Below are 15,616 nucleotides of genomic sequence, written 5' to 3'. Positions count from 1 at the left end.
CGAATCTCCACCGATGGGCCGACCCCCGTAACGCAGTCACGTCAGCGGCTGTGCGGTGCCGTCGGGCCAGATCGCCTCTACGTAAGCGAACGAGGCTACCGGGAAGCCTGACGATCAGAACAGGAAATACCGCTGGGCCATCGGCAATTCGGTGGCGGGCTGTTCGCGCCAGACCTCTCCGTCGATGCGGACGGTGAAGGTATCCGGCTCGACCTCGATCCGCGGCATGGCGTCGTTATGCGGCATATCCGCCTTCCCCACCTTCCGGACGTTACGGACCGGCACCAGCTTGCGCGCCACCCGCAGCCGATCGGCAAGCCCGTCCTCGATCGCCTGTTCGGAAACGAAATGCAGTGAGGTGGCCGCGGCGGTCGCCGGGGCAGCGCCGAACATCGGGCGCGGCAGCACCGGTTGCGGAGTCGGGATGGAGGCATTGGCATCGCCCATCGCGGCCCAGGCGATCGCGCCGCCCTTGAGCACGGCGTGCGGGCGGACGCCGAAGAACGCGGGCTCCCACAGCACCAGATCGGCGAGCTTACCCACCTCCACCGAGCCGATCTCGTGGTCGAGGCCGTGCGCGACGGCCGGGCAAATGGTGTATTTCGAGATATAGCGCTGGACACGGGCATTGTCCGCGGCGCCGTCGCCTGCCAGGGCGCCGCGGCGGCGCTTCATCACGTGCGCGGTCTGCCAGGTCCGTAGCACCACCTCGCCGATGCGGCCCATGGCCTGCGAGTCGCTGCCGATCATCGAGATGGCGCCCAGATCGTGCAGCAGATCCTCCGCCGCGATGGTGGACGGGCGGATGCGGCTCTCGGCGAACGCGAGATCTTCCGGGATCGAGGCACTCAGGTGGTGGCACACCATGAGCATGTCCAGATGCTCGTCCAGGGTGTTGACCGTATGCGGGCGGGTCGGATTGGTCGAGCTCGGCAGCACATTGGCATGTGCGGCGACGGTGATGATGTCCGGTGCGTGCCCGCCGCCTGCGCCTTCGGTGTGATAGGCGTGGATGCCTCGGCCCGCGATCGCCGCGAGGGTGTCTTCGACGAAACCGGCTTCGTTCAAGGTATCCGAGTGCAATGCCACCTGCACACCAGTGGCGTCGGCCACGGTGAGGCAGGCATCGATCGCGGCGGGGGTCGAACCCCAGTCCTCGTGCAGCTTGAAACCCGATGCACCGCCGCGCAATTGCTCCCACATCGATTCGGCGCTGACGGTATTGCCCTTGCCGAGCAGCACGATGTTCATCGGCCAACCGTCGGTGGCCTCCAGCATCCGCGCCAGATGCCAGGCGCCCGGTGTCACCGTGGTCGCCTTGCTGCCCTCGGCCGGACCGGTGCCACCACCGATCAATGTGGTGATGCCACTGCCGAGCGCCTCGTCCATCAACTGCGGGCAGATGAAATGCACGTGACAGTCGATCGCGCCCGCGGTGAGAATACGACCGTTGCCCGCGATGATCTCGGTGGACGGACCGACGACCAGATCCGGGTGCACCCCGGTCATCGTGTCCGGATTACCCGCCTTGCCGAGCGCGCAGATCCGGCCGTCGCGAATGCCGACGTCGGCCTTGATGATTCCCCAGTGGTCGACGATCACCACACCGGTGATCACGGTGTCGGGAGCGCCATCGGCGCGTGTCGCGCGGGACTGGCCCATGGACTCGCGAAGCACCTTGCCGCCACCGAATACGGCCTCGTCACCGGCCCGGCCAGGGCCGCCGCTGCGGTCCTCGGTGATCTCGATCAACAGATCGGTATCGGCGAGACGGATGCGGTCCCCCGTGGTCGGCCCGAACAGTTCGGCATAGCGGGCACGGCTCAGTTCGCTCACGCTGTTTCCTTTCCACCATTACGACCCCGCGTGGCTACGCTGCGCTCCCGCCTCCGGGCCTGACCGCTCACGCGGTATCCACTTCCAGCATGAGCGGGGCCCTCCGTGGCTACGCTGCGCTCCCGCCTCCGGGCCTGACCGCTCACGCGGTACCGTCCAGATGCCCGGGAGGTGTACGGCTGATGCCGTACACCTCCCGGGTTCCTCCCAGCGGAATCAGCGGAATCCGCTGGGCGAGACCGGGTTCGAACCGCACCGCAGTACCCGCCGGAATGTCGAGGCGGCGGCCGTGCGCTGCCGCACGGTCGAACCGCAACGCGGCATTGGCCTGCGGGAAATGCACATGGCTGCCGACCTGCACCGGCCGGTCACCGGTGTTCAACACGTCGAGCTCGATTCGATCGGCCCCGGCGTTCAGTTCGATCACACCCTCGGCGCACAGGTATTCGCCCGGAATCACACGGTTCTCCTAACCGATCGGGTGGTGCACGGTGACGAGTTTGGTTCCATCCGGGAAGGTCGCCTCGACCTGGACGTCGTGAATCATCTCCGGTACCCCCTCCAGCACATCGGCACGGGTGAGAACCGTTCGCCCCGAGGACATCAGTTCGGCGACGGTGCGGCCGTCGCGCGCGCCTTCGAGCACGTGATCGGTGATCAGCGCGACCGCCTCAGGGTGGTTCAGCTTCAGTCCGCGCGCCTGCCTGCGCCGGGCCAATTCGGCAGCGTAGCTGAGCAACAGGCGCTCCTGCTCGTGCGGCGACAGTCGCATCCGGGCTCCTCACCGGGTCGCAGTGCATGGGTGGTGAACATTCTGGCACGCCCGTTCCGGCGCTGCCGCATGAGCGCGCTCAGGAACGATGCGGCAAGTTCTGCAATCGCACCTGCCCGCGAGCGACCGCACGCTCCTGCTCATCGGTGATGACCACCTGCCACAGCTGCTGGAGCCTGCCGCGATGCAATGGTGTCGCCACGCCGGACAGCGTGCCGTCACGGACCGCGCGCAGGAAATCGGTGTTGTTGTTGACCCCGACCACCGTGCCTTGGTCACCGAACCAGAGCCCGGCGCCGAGGCTGGCGAGCGTTTCGATGACAGTGCAGTACACCCCACCGTTCTGGATGCCCGCAGGCTGATAGAGATGCGGTTTGACGACCCACTCACCACGCACCCGGTCCGGGGTGAGCTCGGTGTAGCGCAAACCGATCAGATCGGCGAAAGTACCCTCGCTGTAGGCGTTCATCTGTTCGGGCGTGATGCCGATCAGCGAACCGAGGCGTCCAGTTTCCTGCTGTGTCATGCATTCACTGTCGCATAAGACGTGTGGCCCGCCGCCGCAGGCTCGCAGCGGAATACGGAGCGAAGGGCCCCGCCGGACGGCGGGGCCCTTCGCGGCACGGGATCGGGGGTCACCGCAGCCCTCGGGACACTCCTGCGATCCGTACGCCACTCTGACTATAGGCCAGGCTTACCTAAGTTTGCAACCAATACATCCCGACTCGCATTCGGCGAATTCACACGAGCAGTGGACATCTGGTCCCGCATCGCCGGTAATGAAAGATAGGTTAGGCTTACCAGTCTTGCTTGCCCTATCGAGTCAGGAGCCGTCTGTCGTCGTGACCTTTCCCGTCAGCGTGCGGCGTCGCCGTCTTTCCGGACTCCTCGCCGCGACTATCCTGCTCCTGCTCGCCGTAGCAGCCGGTATCGCGATCGGCGCCAGATCCATCGCGCCGGGAACCGTGTACGACACGGTGCACCACGCACTCACCTGTCCCGGCGGACCGTTCACCTGCGCGGCCGAGTCCACCGAAGAACAGATCGTGCGCAGCCTGCGCTTCCCTCGCACCGCGCTCGCGCTGGTCTGCGGGGCGGCGCTCGGCATCGCGGGCGCGCTCATCCAGGGCTACACCCGAAACCCGCTCGCCGACGCCGGACTGCTCGGGCTCAACGCGGGCGCGGCCTTCCTCGCGGCATTGAGCGTGTACTTGTTCTCCTTCACCACACCGGGCCAATACATCTGGTTCGCATTCGCCGGAGCACTGCTCGCCGGGCTGGTGGTATTCGGGATCTCGGCCACTGGTGGCGGCGCGGCGAGCCCGCTCACGCTGGTGCTCGCCGGTGCGGCGGTGACCGCGTTCCTGCAGGCGCTGACCAATACGGTGGTGCTACTCGACGCATCGGCCTTGGACACCTACCGGTTCTGGGTGGTCGGCACGGTCGCAGGTCGGGACGCCGGGGTGTTCTGGCAGGTACTCCCCTTCCTGGCGGCAGGCGCGCTGCTGGCGGTACTGGCGGCGCCCGGGCTGAATCTGCTCACCCTCGGTGACGAGGTCGCGCGCGGCCTCGGCGTAAACATCGGCCGCAGCCGGGCACTCGGGCTGGCGGCCATCGTCCTGCTGGCGGGCGCCGCGACGGCGGCAGTAGGACCGATCGCCTTCCTCGGGCTCACCGTCCCGCATATCGCGCGGGCCGTGACCGGACCGGACTATCGCTGGTTGATCCCCTACTCCGCACTCTTCGGCGCGTTACTGCTGCTGATCGCGGATATCGCGGGCCGCCTTGTGGTCCGCCCCGGCGAACTAGAGGTCGGGGTCATGCTCGCCGCGCTCGGCGCCCCGGTCTTCCTCGCGGTCGTGCGCCGCCGGAAGCTGGTGAGCCTGTGATGCTTTCCTCTTCCACGCCGGCTCCTACACCGACCGGCCCCATACCAGCCGAACAATCCACCCCCAGGACGAACACCAGGCAGGCGCTGCGAACCGGACCACTGTCGGTGGTGCTGCGGCCACGGATGGTGCTGATCGTCGTGGTGCTGACCGCGCTTATGCTGGGATTGCTGTGCCTCGATATCGCGGTCGGCGATTCACACCTGTCGCTCAGCCGAGTCCTGGACGTGCTGACCGGCGGTGGCACCAGAGCACAGCGGTTCATCGTGCTGGAATCCCGGCTGCCCCGCGCACTCACCGCACTGATGGTCGGGCTCGCGCTCGGGCTGGCCGGTGCGCTCACCCAGTCCATCCTGCACAACCCGATGGCCGCGCCGGACATGCTCGGCATCACCTCCGGTGCGAGCCTCGGCGCGGTAATCACAGTGGTCGTCACCGGTGGCGCGAGCAGCGGGATGGCCGCCGCTGTCGCCGCGCCGCTGGCCGCGCTGGCCGGTGGACTGCTCACCGCGGTGGTCATCTACCTGCTCGCCTGGGGCCGTAGCAGCACCGGCGGGCACGGCGCCACCGGACTGCGGTTGGTGCTGATCGGTGTCGGCGTGAACGCTCTGCTGATGGCGGGTATCAGCTGGCTGCTCGCGCGCGCCAGCCTGGAGGACGCCCAGCGGGCACAACAATGGCTGACCGGATCACTCAATACGGCCGATACCGCGCACCTTGTGCCCGTGGCACTCACCATCGCCCTCGTCGCCCTCATCGCCCTCGGCTCCGCGCGCACCCTCGCCGCACTACGTCTCGGCACCGAGACCACACGCGCGCTCGGCGTGCGGATACAGACCCAGCAGGCCGTGCTGATCGGCGCTGCCGTGGTCGCCGCCTCGGTGGCGACCGCCGCCGTAGGACCGATCAGCTTCGTGGCCCTCGCCGCGCCGCAGATCGCCCGCCGCCTGCTGCGCACCCCCGGCGAACCGCTCATCGGCGCGGCCCTGGTCGGAGCCATCGTGGTGATCGGAGCGGATGTCATCGCCCGCACGCTCTTCCCTGTCGATCTACCCCTCGGCACCGTGACCGCGATGTTCGGTGGCCCATTCCTGCTGTATCTGCTCGTACGTATGAACCGGAAGACGACGCTGTGACGACGATCGCGGACACCACCCCCTACTCGGACACCACGACCGGCGCAACCGCCGGTCGGCCGAACCCGCCGGCGCGGCACCGACTCGCCGCCGATGGCGTCACGCTCGGCTATGGCGAACGGATGATCGTCGACGGGCTGAGCCTGGACATCACCCCCGGTGTGATCACTACTGTGATCGGACCGAACGGCTGCGGAAAGTCCACCCTGCTGCGTTCGCTCGGCCGCCTGCTGCGTCCACAGACCGGTCGGGTCCTACTGGACGGCAAAGCCATTTCGACGATGAAGACCAAGGACGTGGCCCGGATCATCGGGATGCTCCCGCAGTCACCGGTCGCTCCGGAAGGACTCACCGTCACCGACCTCGTCGCACGGGGACGCCACCCGCACCAATCCTGGTTCCGGCAGTGGTCAGCGACAGACGAAGCCGAGGTCACCGCCGCGCTGGCGAATACAGGCATCGCCGATCTGGCCGACCGTGCCCTCGATGAGCTGTCCGGCGGTCAGCGCCAACGCGCCTGGATCTCCATGGCGCTGGCGCAAGGCACCGATATCCTGCTGCTCGACGAGCCGACCACCTATCTGGATCTGGCGCATTCGATCGAAGTACTCGATCTGGTCGACCGGTTACACGCGGAACTGGGCCGCACTGTGGTCATGGTGCTACACGATCTGAATCTCGCGATCCGCTACAGCGACAACCTGGTGGTGATGCACGCCGGGCGTGTCGTCGCCACCGGCGCCCCGGCCGAGGTCGTATCGGTCGAACTGCTGCGCGAAGTCTTCGATCTCGACGCCGCGGTACTGGAGGATCCGGTATCGGGTAGGCCGATGATCGTGCCGATCGGCACCAGACATGTGCGCGGGAAGGCGGGCGGGCCGACTCGGGAACTCACAGCCGCGAAAAGTGACACAACCGTAAAAGGTGACACAACGGACACTTGATGGTTACGACACTTTGTAGTACGCCGCGGCACTGTTGCGTAGAATTATGGAATGGCAGGTCTTGGGGAGCTCGAGAAAGCGGTCATGGACCAACTGTGGTCGACTGACGAACCGCAAACGGTGCGGCAAGTGCACGAAGCACTCGCCACACGCCGCGAACTCGCTTACACCACAGTGATGACCGTGCTACAACGCTTGGCGAAGAAGAACCTGGTAGTCCAGCAGCGTGATGACCGCGCACACCGTTACGCGCCGGTGCACACTCGCGACGAACTCGTGGCAGGCCTGATGTTCGACGCGTTACAACAGGCCGACGAAGCAGGCAGCCGCGCCGCCGCGCTGGTGCACTTCGTGGAGCAGGTCGGCAAGGACGAGGCCGCCGCACTACGCGAAGCACTCGCCAAGCTCGAAGCGACCGAGGACTGAAGACTCGGCAACACCACAGTAGACTCGCGGGCATCCTGGCCCCACAACGCAGTGAGCTGAGTCGATGAACGCAACCGCCCCGGTTTTCGCCGGACTCGCATTGCTTCTCGCCGGGCCTGCCCCCACTTTGCTCAGCCGGGCAACCTGGCCTTACCGAACCCCCCGCGCAGCGTTGGTGCTCTGGCAGGCCATCGCGCTCGCCGCTGTGCTCAGCGCCTTCGGCTCCGGACTGGCGATCGCCAGCGAACTGCTGGTTCCCGGCCCGGACGGACGTCCGACCACGGTGCCGACCCATGAGATCGAGGCGCTCGGCCTGCCGCTGTGGTCGGCGTACGTCTTCGTCTTAGGGCTCACCCTGCTGATCGGCGCCCGGCTGCTCTACGCGATCGTCCGGGTCGCCGTGCACACCCGCAGGCGGCGCTCGCGCCATCGCATGCTCGTGGACCTGCTCGACCAGAGTGATCCGCACCAGCGCGCCGCCGACATCCGGGTGCTGTCCGCCACCGAACCGATCGCCTACTGCTTACCCGGCCTGCGCCGCCGCGTCGTGCTCAGCGCAGGCACGCTCAACAACCTCGCCGACGCCGAGGTCGCCGCCATCGTCAGCCATGAGCGTTCGCATCTGCGGGCCAGGCACGATCTGGTCTTGGAGGCGTTCACCGCGGTCCACGAGGCGTTCCCACGAATAGTGCGCAGCAAGGCCGCGCTCGGTTCGGTGAAATTGCTGATCGAGCTACTCGCCGATGATTCGGCTGTCAAGGTCACCGGACCGAAACCGCTGGCCCGCGCCCTCGTGGCGTGCTCGAAGTCCACCGCGCCGCAGGGCGCCCTCGCCGCGGGCGGCCCCACCACGCTCATCCGCATCCAGCGACTCAGCGACCGGATCGGCGATGTGCGCATCACCACAGCCGCCTATCTCGGTTCGATCGCCATCCTGGTGGTGCCGACGCAGGCCGTCGCGATGCCCTGGCTGGTGGAACTGAGCCGGTTGCTGCGCGCCTGATTCCGGAGCACGTATCCTGGATCCTCGGTCCGCCCTCTGGTCGGACACGTCCTCCGGGCGTTCGGCGCGCGTCATCGCACCGCCCCGCAGCGCGGTGCACCGCAGTGTGCCGCTCGATTCCACTGAACAGTACGTTCCGTATCGAACGTGCTGTGCGACGAAAGGCACATTCCTCGTGACCCCCTCGCCCACCGTGGCCACGGCGTCCCCCGCGACCTTCGCGGATCTGGGGCTGCCCGCTGTGCTCGTGCAGGCACTGCGACGCGACGGCATCGAGACGCCGTTCCCGATCCAAGCCGCCACGGCACCGGCCATCCTGGCAGGCAAGGACGTGCTCGGCCGTGGTCCGACAGGTTCAGGAAAGACCCTGGCCTTCGGTCTCCCGATGCTCACCCGCCTGATGGGCGCCCCGGCCGCGCCAAGGCGCCCGCGCGGACTTGTGCTGGTACCAACCCGCGAGCTGGCCGCACAGATCGAGCGGGTGCTCGACGAGCCCGCGCTCGCGCTCGGTCTCCGAGTGGCCGCGGTGGTCGGCGGCGCGCCGATCAAGCGCCAAGCCGCTCGGCTCGCCCGTGGTGTCGACCTGCTGATCGCCACCCCTGGCCGGCTGGCCGACCTGCTCGCCCAGGGAGACGCCGACCTGTCCGATGTGCTGATCACCGCACTGGACGAAGCCGACCACATGGCCGATATGGGTTTTCTGCCACAGGTGACCAAGCTGCTGGACCGCACCCCCCGAGACGGTCAGCGCCTGTTGTTCTCGGCCACCCTGGACGGCGAAGTCGACAAGCTGGTCAAGCGCTACCTGCACGCACCGGTCACGCATTCCACCGCACCGCCATCGGCGTCGGTCACCACGATGTCGCATCACCTGTTGTATGTGCGCGATACGGCGGCCAAACGGGCGGTCACCACCGAGATCGCGGCCAGGGACGGGCTGACCATCATGTTCGTCCGCACCAAACACGGCGCCGACCGGCTCGCGAAACAACTACGCGGCGCGGGCATCGCGGCGGGTGCGCTGCACGGCGGCAAAGCACAGAACAATCGGACCCGCACACTCGCCGCGTTCGCCGACGGCTCGGTACCGGTGCTGGTCACCACCGATGTCGCGGCACGTGGTATCCACATCGACAACATCTCCCTCGTCGTGCACGTCGATCCCCCTGCCGAATCGAAGGCATATCTGCACCGCGCCGGGCGCACCGCCCGTGCGGGCGAGGACGGCGTGGTGGTCACGCTGGTACTCGATGAGCAACGCGCTGAGGTCGATGCGATGGCACGTAAGGCAGGCGTCGACGTCGACCGGGTCGAGGTCGGCCCTGGCAACCGCACGTTGATCGAGATCACCGGAGCACGCCGACCATCCGGCCGCCCGGTGCCTGCGCCGACCGCACCGACCACAACGGCGCAGGCGCCCACAGCGGGCACGGCGAAACCGCCGCGCAGGAAACCGCGCAAGAGCGCGGCCCCGGCCACAGCGAAAGGCCGGGGTGCGGGCCGGACCACCACATCACACGGACGACCAGGGTCGGTGGCGCACCGGGACGAGGCACCTGGTACGGCGACGACCGGTAGCCGGGACGGTGGGAAGCGCACCGGAAGATCGACGGCGGGCAATGCGGCGCCACGCCGGAGCGGGGCCGCCGACGCGGCGCCGGTTCGTGGTTCCGGTACCAAGGCAGGCCGGGCCGGAGGGCGTGCGGCAGGTGGGGCGCACGGAAGAAAGCGGCGACAAGCCCCGCGCGAGCAGCAATCGCCGAGTCGCCTCCACTGACCGAGGACCCACTAGCCACGCCGCCATCGGCGGCGGCGTGATCTCGGCGGATCCCGCGGCACCGCGCGGATCCGCCGGTGTGCGCTCTGGATCGGGGGCCGGTATCGGCAACAGTGCGCACCGCCGCACGCACCCGCGCCACCCGGCCGGAAACAGAGCGCCGCATCGTAGGAGGGTGGGTGGACAGCGCACCCGATCGGCGCCCGGTTATCATCGGTCAAGTGCGCTTTCTCCCCGGCCATCAGCCGCCGTACGACCTGACCTACGACGACATCTTCCTGGTTCCGAATCAGACGGATGTCGCGTCGCGTTTCGACGTCGATCTCTCGACGGCTGACGGGTCCGGCACCACCATCCCGATCGTCGTGGCCAATATGACCGCTGTCGCCGGGCGCAGGATGGCCGAGACCGTGGCCCGCCGCGGCGGCATCGTCGTTCTCCCCCAAGACCTGCCGATCACCGCGGCCGCCGACACCATCGCTTTCGTCAAGAGCCGCTCGCTCACCGTCGACACGCCGGTCACCCTCGGCCCCGACCATTCGGTCTCCGAGGCCCTCGCTCTCATGCACAAACGCGCGCACGGCGCTGTCGTCGTGGTCGACGACGGGCGCCCTGTCGGTGTGGTCACCGAGGCCGCCTGCGCGGATGTCGACCGCTTCGCCCGGCTGCGCGAGGTCGTGGCCGACGATTTCGTCCGGGCTCCGGCGAGCACCACCCCGCGTGATCTGTTCGATCTGTTGCACGCCGAGCACGCCGACTTCGCCGTACTCACCGCCCCTGACGGCGCTTTGACCGGGGTACTCACCCGCACCGGCGCCGTCCGCGCGGGCATCTACCAGCCCGCTGTCGACGCCGCGGGCAAGCTGCGCGTAGCGGCCGCGGTCGGTATCAACGGTGATGTCGCGGCCAAGGCCAAGGCCCTCCGGGACGCGGGCGCCGATCTGCTGGTCATCGATACCGCGCACGGCCATCAGAGCAAGATGCTCGAAACTCTCGCCGCGATTCGCGATCTCGGTCTCGGCCTTCCGCTGGTTGCGGGCAATGTGGTCTCCGCGGCGGGCACCAGAGATCTCGCCGCGGCTGGCGCGGACATCATCAAGGTCGGCGTCGGTCCCGGCGCCATGTGCACCACCAGGATGATGACCGGTGTCGGCCGCCCCCAGTTCTCCGCGGTGGCGGAATGCGCCGCCGCCGCCAAGGAACTCGGCGTGCACATCTGGGCCGACGGCGGCGTACGCCATCCCCGCGATGTGGCGCTCGCACTGGCCGCGGGCGCGTCCAACGTGATGATCGGCTCCTGGTTCGCAGGTACCTACGAGTCCCCCGGCGATCTGCGCGTCGACCGCGACGGCAATGCCTACAAGGAGAGCTTCGGCATGGCCTCCAAGCGCGCTGTCGCCGCACGCACCGCCTCCGACAGCGAATTCGACCGCGCCCGTAAGGCGCTGTTCGAAGAGGGCATCTCCAGCTCCAGGATGCGGCTCGACCCCGAACGCCCTAGCGTCGAGGACCTCATCGACCACATCTGTTCCGGGGTCCGCAGTGCCTGCACCTACGCGGGCGCGCGCAGCCTCGCCGAGTTCCACGACAGGGCCGTGCTCGGCGTGCAATCCGCGGCCGGTTTCGCCGAAGGCCGTCCGCTGCCGAGCGGTTGGTGAGCACCGACACGCTCATTCGATCGGGCGTGGCCCACGCGGTCGGCCGCGTGGGCCGGTAACATAGGGACTGCCTGATACCGGCGACACACCACATTTTGCGAAAGGATCCAGTTGTCACCCGCGTCCGAGGGCGCCACACAGGAGGGCTCCTCTACCGAGCCGGGTGACAAACCCGGCGTGCCCTTCTCCATAGTGGCCCTATTCCGCACCTATCGTTTCCCGGCTGCATCATTCGGGTGGTGTTGACAATGTCTGTCGTACTCACCCTGCTCAGCCTGCTCGGATTCATCGCACTCACAATCGGCACCGCCTTGTTCGTCGCTGCCGAGTTCTCTCTCACCGCACTGGAGCGCAGCACTGTCGAGGCGCACGCTCGCGCCGGCGATGTACGTGCCAGGATGGTTCGCAAAGCGCACCGCACCCTGTCGTTCCAGCTCTCCAGCGCCCAGCTCGGCATCACCATCACCACACTGATCACCGGTTATATCGCCGAACCGGTACTGGCTCGGCTGTTGGACCCGATGTTCACCGGAATCGGGCTCAGCGAGGCCGCCGCGAGCGGTATCGCGCTCGCGTTGGCATTGGTGCTGGCCACCTCGCTGTCGATGATCTACGGCGAGCTGGTGCCCAAGAACCTCGCCATCGCCGAACCGCTGGCCACCGCGCGCCTCACCGCAGGCCCGATGATCGCCTTCTCGATGGTGTTCAAGTGGATGATCCACTTCCTCAACGGCACCGCCAACTGGGTGGTCCGCAGACTGGGCGTAGAACCGACCGAAGAGTTGCGTTCGGCCCGCTCACCGCAGGAACTCGGCTCCCTGGTGCGCACCTCGGCCCAGCGAGGCGCGCTCGACCAGCGCACCGCCCAAGTGATAGACCGCTCACTACAGTTCGGCGAACGCAGCGCCGAGGAACTGATGACACCGCGGGTGAAAATCGAAACCCTGGATATGGACGACACCATCGCCGATCTCATCGCCGCGGCCGGGCACACCGGCTACTCCCGGTTCCCGGTGGTCGACGGCGATCTCGACAACACCCTCGGCTTCGTGCACATCAAGCAGGCATTCACGCATCCGGCGACGGCACGTAGGACCACTCCGGTGGCGATGCTCGCTCTCCCGGTCCCGATCGTGCCCGCCAGCCTGGACGGAGACGAAGTGCTCGAACGCATCCGCGCCGACGGTATGCAGGTCGCCCTCGTAGTGGACGAATACGGCGGCACAGCAGGCATGATCACCATGGAGGACATCATCGAGGAAATCCTCGGCGACGTCCGTGACGAACACGATGAGGAGGAGCGCGACGTACGGCGCGTCTCCGACGGCTGGGACTGTTCGGGCCTGCTACGTATCGACGAGCTCTCCCGGTCGACCGGATACGACGCCCCCGAAGGCGAGTACGAAACCCTCGGTGGGCTCGTCCTGACCAAGCTCGGCCGCATCCCGGACGCCGGTGACGAAGTCACACTGCCGAATCCGCGCGTGCTGTGGTCGGCAGCGGAAGGCGAGGGCGAGGGCGGCTGGATCGCCAGGGTCGAACGGATGGACGGACACCGTATCGACCGCGTACGCCTGATCCCGGTCACCGCGAGCGTCCTCACCCCGGGGGAGCACAGCCATGGGTGATCTCTTCGGCGTGCTGCTCACCGTGGTCCTGCTCGCCGGCAACGCCTTCTTCGTCGCCGCCGAGTTCGCGCTCATCTCCGCTCGAAGGGACCGGCTGGAAGCGCTGGCCGCGCAGGGCAAGCGCAATGCGAACACCGTGATCCGGGCAGGCGAGAACCTGTCGATGATGCTCGCGGCCGCGCAGCTGGGCATCACCATCTGCTCGATCCTGCTCGGCCGGGTGGGCGAACCCGCGGTCGCGCATCTGCTGGAAGGCCCGTTCGAGCTGATCGGCCTGCCCGAGCAACTGCTCCACCCGGTAGCGTTCGCCGTCGCGCTGACCATCGTGGTCATCCTGCACATCCTGCTCGGCGAGATGATCCCGAAGAACATCGCGCTGGCCGGTCCGGAACGCAGCGCTCTGCTGCTGGTTCCGATACACCTGATGTGGCTGCGGCTGGCCCGTCCGCTGATCGCGCTGTACAACATGGCCGCCAATCTGACGCTGCGGCTGCTGCGGATCGAGCCGAAAGACGAGCTGGAGGCCACCGTATCCACCGTCGAACTGGCCGAGATGATCGGCGAGTCACGGTCGGAAGGCCTGCTCGACGCGGAAGAGCATCGACGCCTCACCCAGGCGCTCGGCACCAGCAGCCGGGTGGTCGGCGATGTGATGGTGCGATTGGCCGACGCCCGTTCGGTGCCACTGCGTGGTAACGGAACCACCCTCGGGGATATCGAATCCGCTGTGGCCGAAACCGGGTTCTCCCGGTACCCGGTGCGGGCGAGCGATGGTTCGCTGGTCGGCTATCTACATGTGAAGGACGTCCTCGACAAAGTCGCCGATGAGAGCGCCGGGCCCGCGACGCCGATCCCGCGCACCGATATCCGTCCGCTGCCAACTCTCGGCACCGGCACCCAGCTCTACGAGGCGCTGGCGCGGCTGCGCCGCACCAACAGCCATCTCGGCCGGGTGGTCGACGAGCGCGGCAAAACCATCGGCATCGTCGCCCTGGAAGATCTGGTGGAAGAGTTCGTCGGCACCGTCCGGGACGGGACACACCGCATGATCGATTAACGATCACGGTATCGCGATCGGGGTACCGGCCTTCCTCCGGCCGGTACCCCGATAAGCGGTCCGGACCGGAGTCGAGAACACCGCAGGACCCGGCGTACACCAGAGAAGAACACCGTGTACGCGATCGAGACCGGAGGCGAGAACACAGCGTGATCACCCAGAACCCCGCGCACGCCGGACAGGAACACGGCGTGCGCGTCCGGCTGGTGCCCGGTACCCGCTGGCGAGCCGCCGCCACCACCCACCGGGCCCGGCTCGATGATCTGATCGGCCCTTATCTCGCACAGCGAGCGCGGGGAGCGACACATCCGGTGATCGACTTCCTGTTCACGTACTACGGCCACAAACCCGCCCAGTTACGACGCTGGCACCCCGGTTACGGGGTGGCGCTCGCAGATGCCGCCGAGTACGACGGCGCCCGCGGGTATCGCCGTCTCAGCGATACAGATATCCAGGCGATCTATGCGGACAACCCCCCGGAGTCCCCGCCCGGCAATGTCTACACCGCCGACCCCGCCCATCTGGCCAAACGCTACGACACCCTGGTGTTCATCACGAACCTGTTGCGCGCCACCGCGACCCGGCCCGCACAGTTGTCCTGCTTCGGCCTGCACGAGTGGGCGATGGTGTATCGCGCCGAGGACATCCGTCACCAGCAGGTACCCCTGCGGCTCGGACAAGCAGACACCGACGCCGTTGTCGAATCGATGTCGCTGCGCTGCACACATTTCGACGCCTACCGCTTCTTCACCCCCGAAGCGGTAGGCCGCAACAACGAAGCCCTGACCCGCGCGGGCCAGCCGGACCACGAACAACCCGGCTGCCTTCACACCAACATGGATCTGTACAAATGGGGCTTCAAGCTGGTCCCGCTGATCTCCTCCGAACTCCTGCTGGACTGTTTCGAACTGGCTTGCGCCGCTCGCGAACTCGATATGCGCGCCAGTCCCTACGACCTGTCCGAGTACGGATACCAGCCGATCCGGATCGAAACACCGGCCGGGCGTGCCGAATACGTTCGCGGGCAGTCCGAGATCGCATCCCGTGCGGCGACTGTTCGCGCTGGGATGCTGAACACTTGTCAGGAACTGCTCGCTTACGCCTGAGTTACGAGTTTCGAAGCTTTAGAAGTAGCAGTAGCTGGTCTTTTCGCTCGGCATGGACGCGATGTCGCGGTTTCACCGAAGAAGCAGATAGCGCACGGTGAGCGCACCGGGGTAGCGCGGGGGGTGACCCGGCTCCGATCCGGCGAGTCCCGTCACTCGCACTGCTTACCACCCGTACCTCCGCAACAACCAAGCGAATCAGCCTGACCCGCCCCAGGCACCGGATACCGATCGATCGAACACTTCGGTTCGGCACCAACGAAATTCACCGAAAACCCTCGGAAACATGACGAACGTCACTACCATTCAGCCAAGTGGTGACTGTCCCAGTCACTCCGAGCACGTTCCGAAGACGAAGTGGGGGGACGCGATGATGCGCCCGAC

The 15,616-nt window shown here is 67.2% G+C and carries 14 protein-coding genes; 10 read left to right on the top strand and 4 right to left on the bottom strand.

Annotation, left to right across the window (positions count from 1 at the left end; all coding sequences use genetic code 11):
- Window positions 1-114 precede the first annotated feature (114 nt).
- The 4 genes from ACL02S_RS00070 to ACL02S_RS00055 form a co-directional block, all read right to left on the bottom strand.
- Entirely contained in the window at window positions 115-1,836 is a 1,722-nt protein-coding gene (locus ACL02S_RS00070) for an urease subunit alpha (RefSeq protein ID WP_412800139.1), read from the bottom strand.
- Window positions 1,837-1,978: 142 nt separating this feature from the next.
- Window positions 1,979-2,296 carry an urease subunit beta gene (locus tag ACL02S_RS00065; RefSeq protein ID WP_412800138.1) on the bottom strand — a complete coding sequence of 106 codons (318 nt, stop codon included), beginning with the start codon at window positions 2,294-2,296 and terminating at the stop codon, window positions 1,979-1,981.
- A 9-nt stretch (window positions 2,297-2,305) separates the two neighbouring features.
- Window positions 2,306-2,608, bottom strand: a complete 303-nt coding sequence (locus ACL02S_RS00060) for an urease subunit gamma (protein WP_412800137.1) — start codon at window positions 2,606-2,608, stop codon at window positions 2,306-2,308.
- A gap of 79 nt (window positions 2,609-2,687) precedes the next feature.
- Complete coding sequence (locus tag ACL02S_RS00055; protein ID WP_412800136.1) at window positions 2,688-3,134, bottom strand: PaaI family thioesterase; 447 nt, start codon at window positions 3,132-3,134, stop codon at window positions 2,688-2,690.
- Window positions 3,135-3,450: 316 nt separating this feature from the next.
- Here ACL02S_RS00055 and ACL02S_RS00050 point away from each other — a divergent pair, with 316 nt between their 5' ends.
- From ACL02S_RS00050 to ACL02S_RS00005, 10 genes are all read left to right on the top strand, one after another.
- Entirely contained in the window at window positions 3,451-4,497 is a 1,047-nt protein-coding gene (locus ACL02S_RS00050; protein ID WP_412800135.1) for a FecCD family ABC transporter permease, read from the top strand.
- Entirely contained in the window at window positions 4,497-5,633 is a 1,137-nt protein-coding gene (locus tag ACL02S_RS00045; RefSeq protein ID WP_412800134.1) for a FecCD family ABC transporter permease, read from the top strand. The genes ACL02S_RS00050 and ACL02S_RS00045 overlap by 1 nt, the downstream gene beginning before the upstream one ends.
- Complete coding sequence (locus ACL02S_RS00040) at window positions 5,630-6,577, top strand: ABC transporter ATP-binding protein (protein ID WP_412800133.1); 948 nt, start codon at window positions 5,630-5,632, stop codon at window positions 6,575-6,577. Before ACL02S_RS00045 ends, ACL02S_RS00040 begins: the two co-directional genes overlap by 4 nt.
- Before the next feature lie 51 nt (window positions 6,578-6,628).
- A complete protein-coding gene (locus ACL02S_RS00035; protein ID WP_412800132.1) occupies window positions 6,629-7,003 on the top strand; it encodes a BlaI/MecI/CopY family transcriptional regulator in 375 nt (124 codons plus the stop codon).
- A 64-nt stretch (window positions 7,004-7,067) separates the two neighbouring features.
- On the top strand, window positions 7,068-8,006 hold the full coding sequence (locus ACL02S_RS00030; RefSeq protein WP_412800131.1) for a M56 family metallopeptidase: 939 nt from the start codon (window positions 7,068-7,070) through the stop codon (window positions 8,004-8,006).
- Window positions 8,007-8,181: 175 nt separating this feature from the next.
- Window positions 8,182-9,783: a DEAD/DEAH box helicase gene (locus tag ACL02S_RS00025; protein WP_412800130.1), complete on the top strand. Its 1,602-nt coding sequence runs from the start codon at window positions 8,182-8,184 to the stop codon at window positions 9,781-9,783.
- A gap of 221 nt (window positions 9,784-10,004) precedes the next feature.
- Window positions 10,005-11,441: a GuaB1 family IMP dehydrogenase-related protein gene (locus ACL02S_RS00020; RefSeq protein WP_412800129.1), complete on the top strand. Its 1,437-nt coding sequence runs from the start codon at window positions 10,005-10,007 to the stop codon at window positions 11,439-11,441.
- Between the two features lie 248 nt (window positions 11,442-11,689).
- Entirely contained in the window at window positions 11,690-13,069 is a 1,380-nt protein-coding gene (locus ACL02S_RS00015; protein ID WP_412800128.1) for a hemolysin family protein, read from the top strand.
- Window positions 13,062-14,126 carry a hemolysin family protein gene (locus tag ACL02S_RS00010; protein WP_412800127.1) on the top strand — a complete coding sequence of 355 codons (1,065 nt, stop codon included), beginning with the start codon at window positions 13,062-13,064 and terminating at the stop codon, window positions 14,124-14,126. The genes ACL02S_RS00015 and ACL02S_RS00010 overlap by 8 nt, the downstream gene beginning before the upstream one ends.
- Window positions 14,127-14,317: 191 nt before the next feature.
- Window positions 14,318-15,232 carry a 3-methyladenine DNA glycosylase gene (locus ACL02S_RS00005; protein ID WP_412801061.1) on the top strand — a complete coding sequence of 305 codons (915 nt, stop codon included), beginning with the start codon at window positions 14,318-14,320 and terminating at the stop codon, window positions 15,230-15,232.
- Window positions 15,233-15,616: the final 384 nt, after the last annotated feature.

The sequence above is a fragment of the Nocardia spongicola genome, from assembly GCF_047200775.1.
Classification (GTDB): Bacteria; Actinomycetota; Actinomycetes; order Mycobacteriales; family Mycobacteriaceae; genus Nocardia.
This window is presented reverse-complemented; position numbering and strand designations above follow the sequence as displayed.

Bases quoted from the DNA above. Each gene is read 5' to 3' on its own strand.
- ACL02S_RS00015 (WP_412800128.1), top strand. From the start codon at position 11,690: ATGTCTGTCGTACTCACCCTGCTCAGCCTGCTCGGATTCATCGCACTC.
- ACL02S_RS00010 (WP_412800127.1), top strand. From the start codon at position 13,062: ATGGGTGATCTCTTCGGCGTGCTGCTCACCGTGGTCCTGCTCGCCGGC.
- ACL02S_RS00060 (WP_412800137.1), bottom strand. From the start codon at position 2,608: ATGCGACTGTCGCCGCACGAGCAGGAGCGCCTGTTGCTCAGCTACGCT.
- ACL02S_RS00055 (WP_412800136.1), bottom strand. From the start codon at position 3,134: ATGACACAGCAGGAAACTGGACGCCTCGGTTCGCTGATCGGCATCACG.
- ACL02S_RS00045 (WP_412800134.1), top strand. From the start codon at position 4,497: ATGCTTTCCTCTTCCACGCCGGCTCCTACACCGACCGGCCCCATACCA.
- ACL02S_RS00030 (WP_412800131.1), top strand. From the start codon at position 7,068: ATGAACGCAACCGCCCCGGTTTTCGCCGGACTCGCATTGCTTCTCGCC.
- ACL02S_RS00035 (WP_412800132.1), top strand. From the start codon at position 6,629: ATGGCAGGTCTTGGGGAGCTCGAGAAAGCGGTCATGGACCAACTGTGG.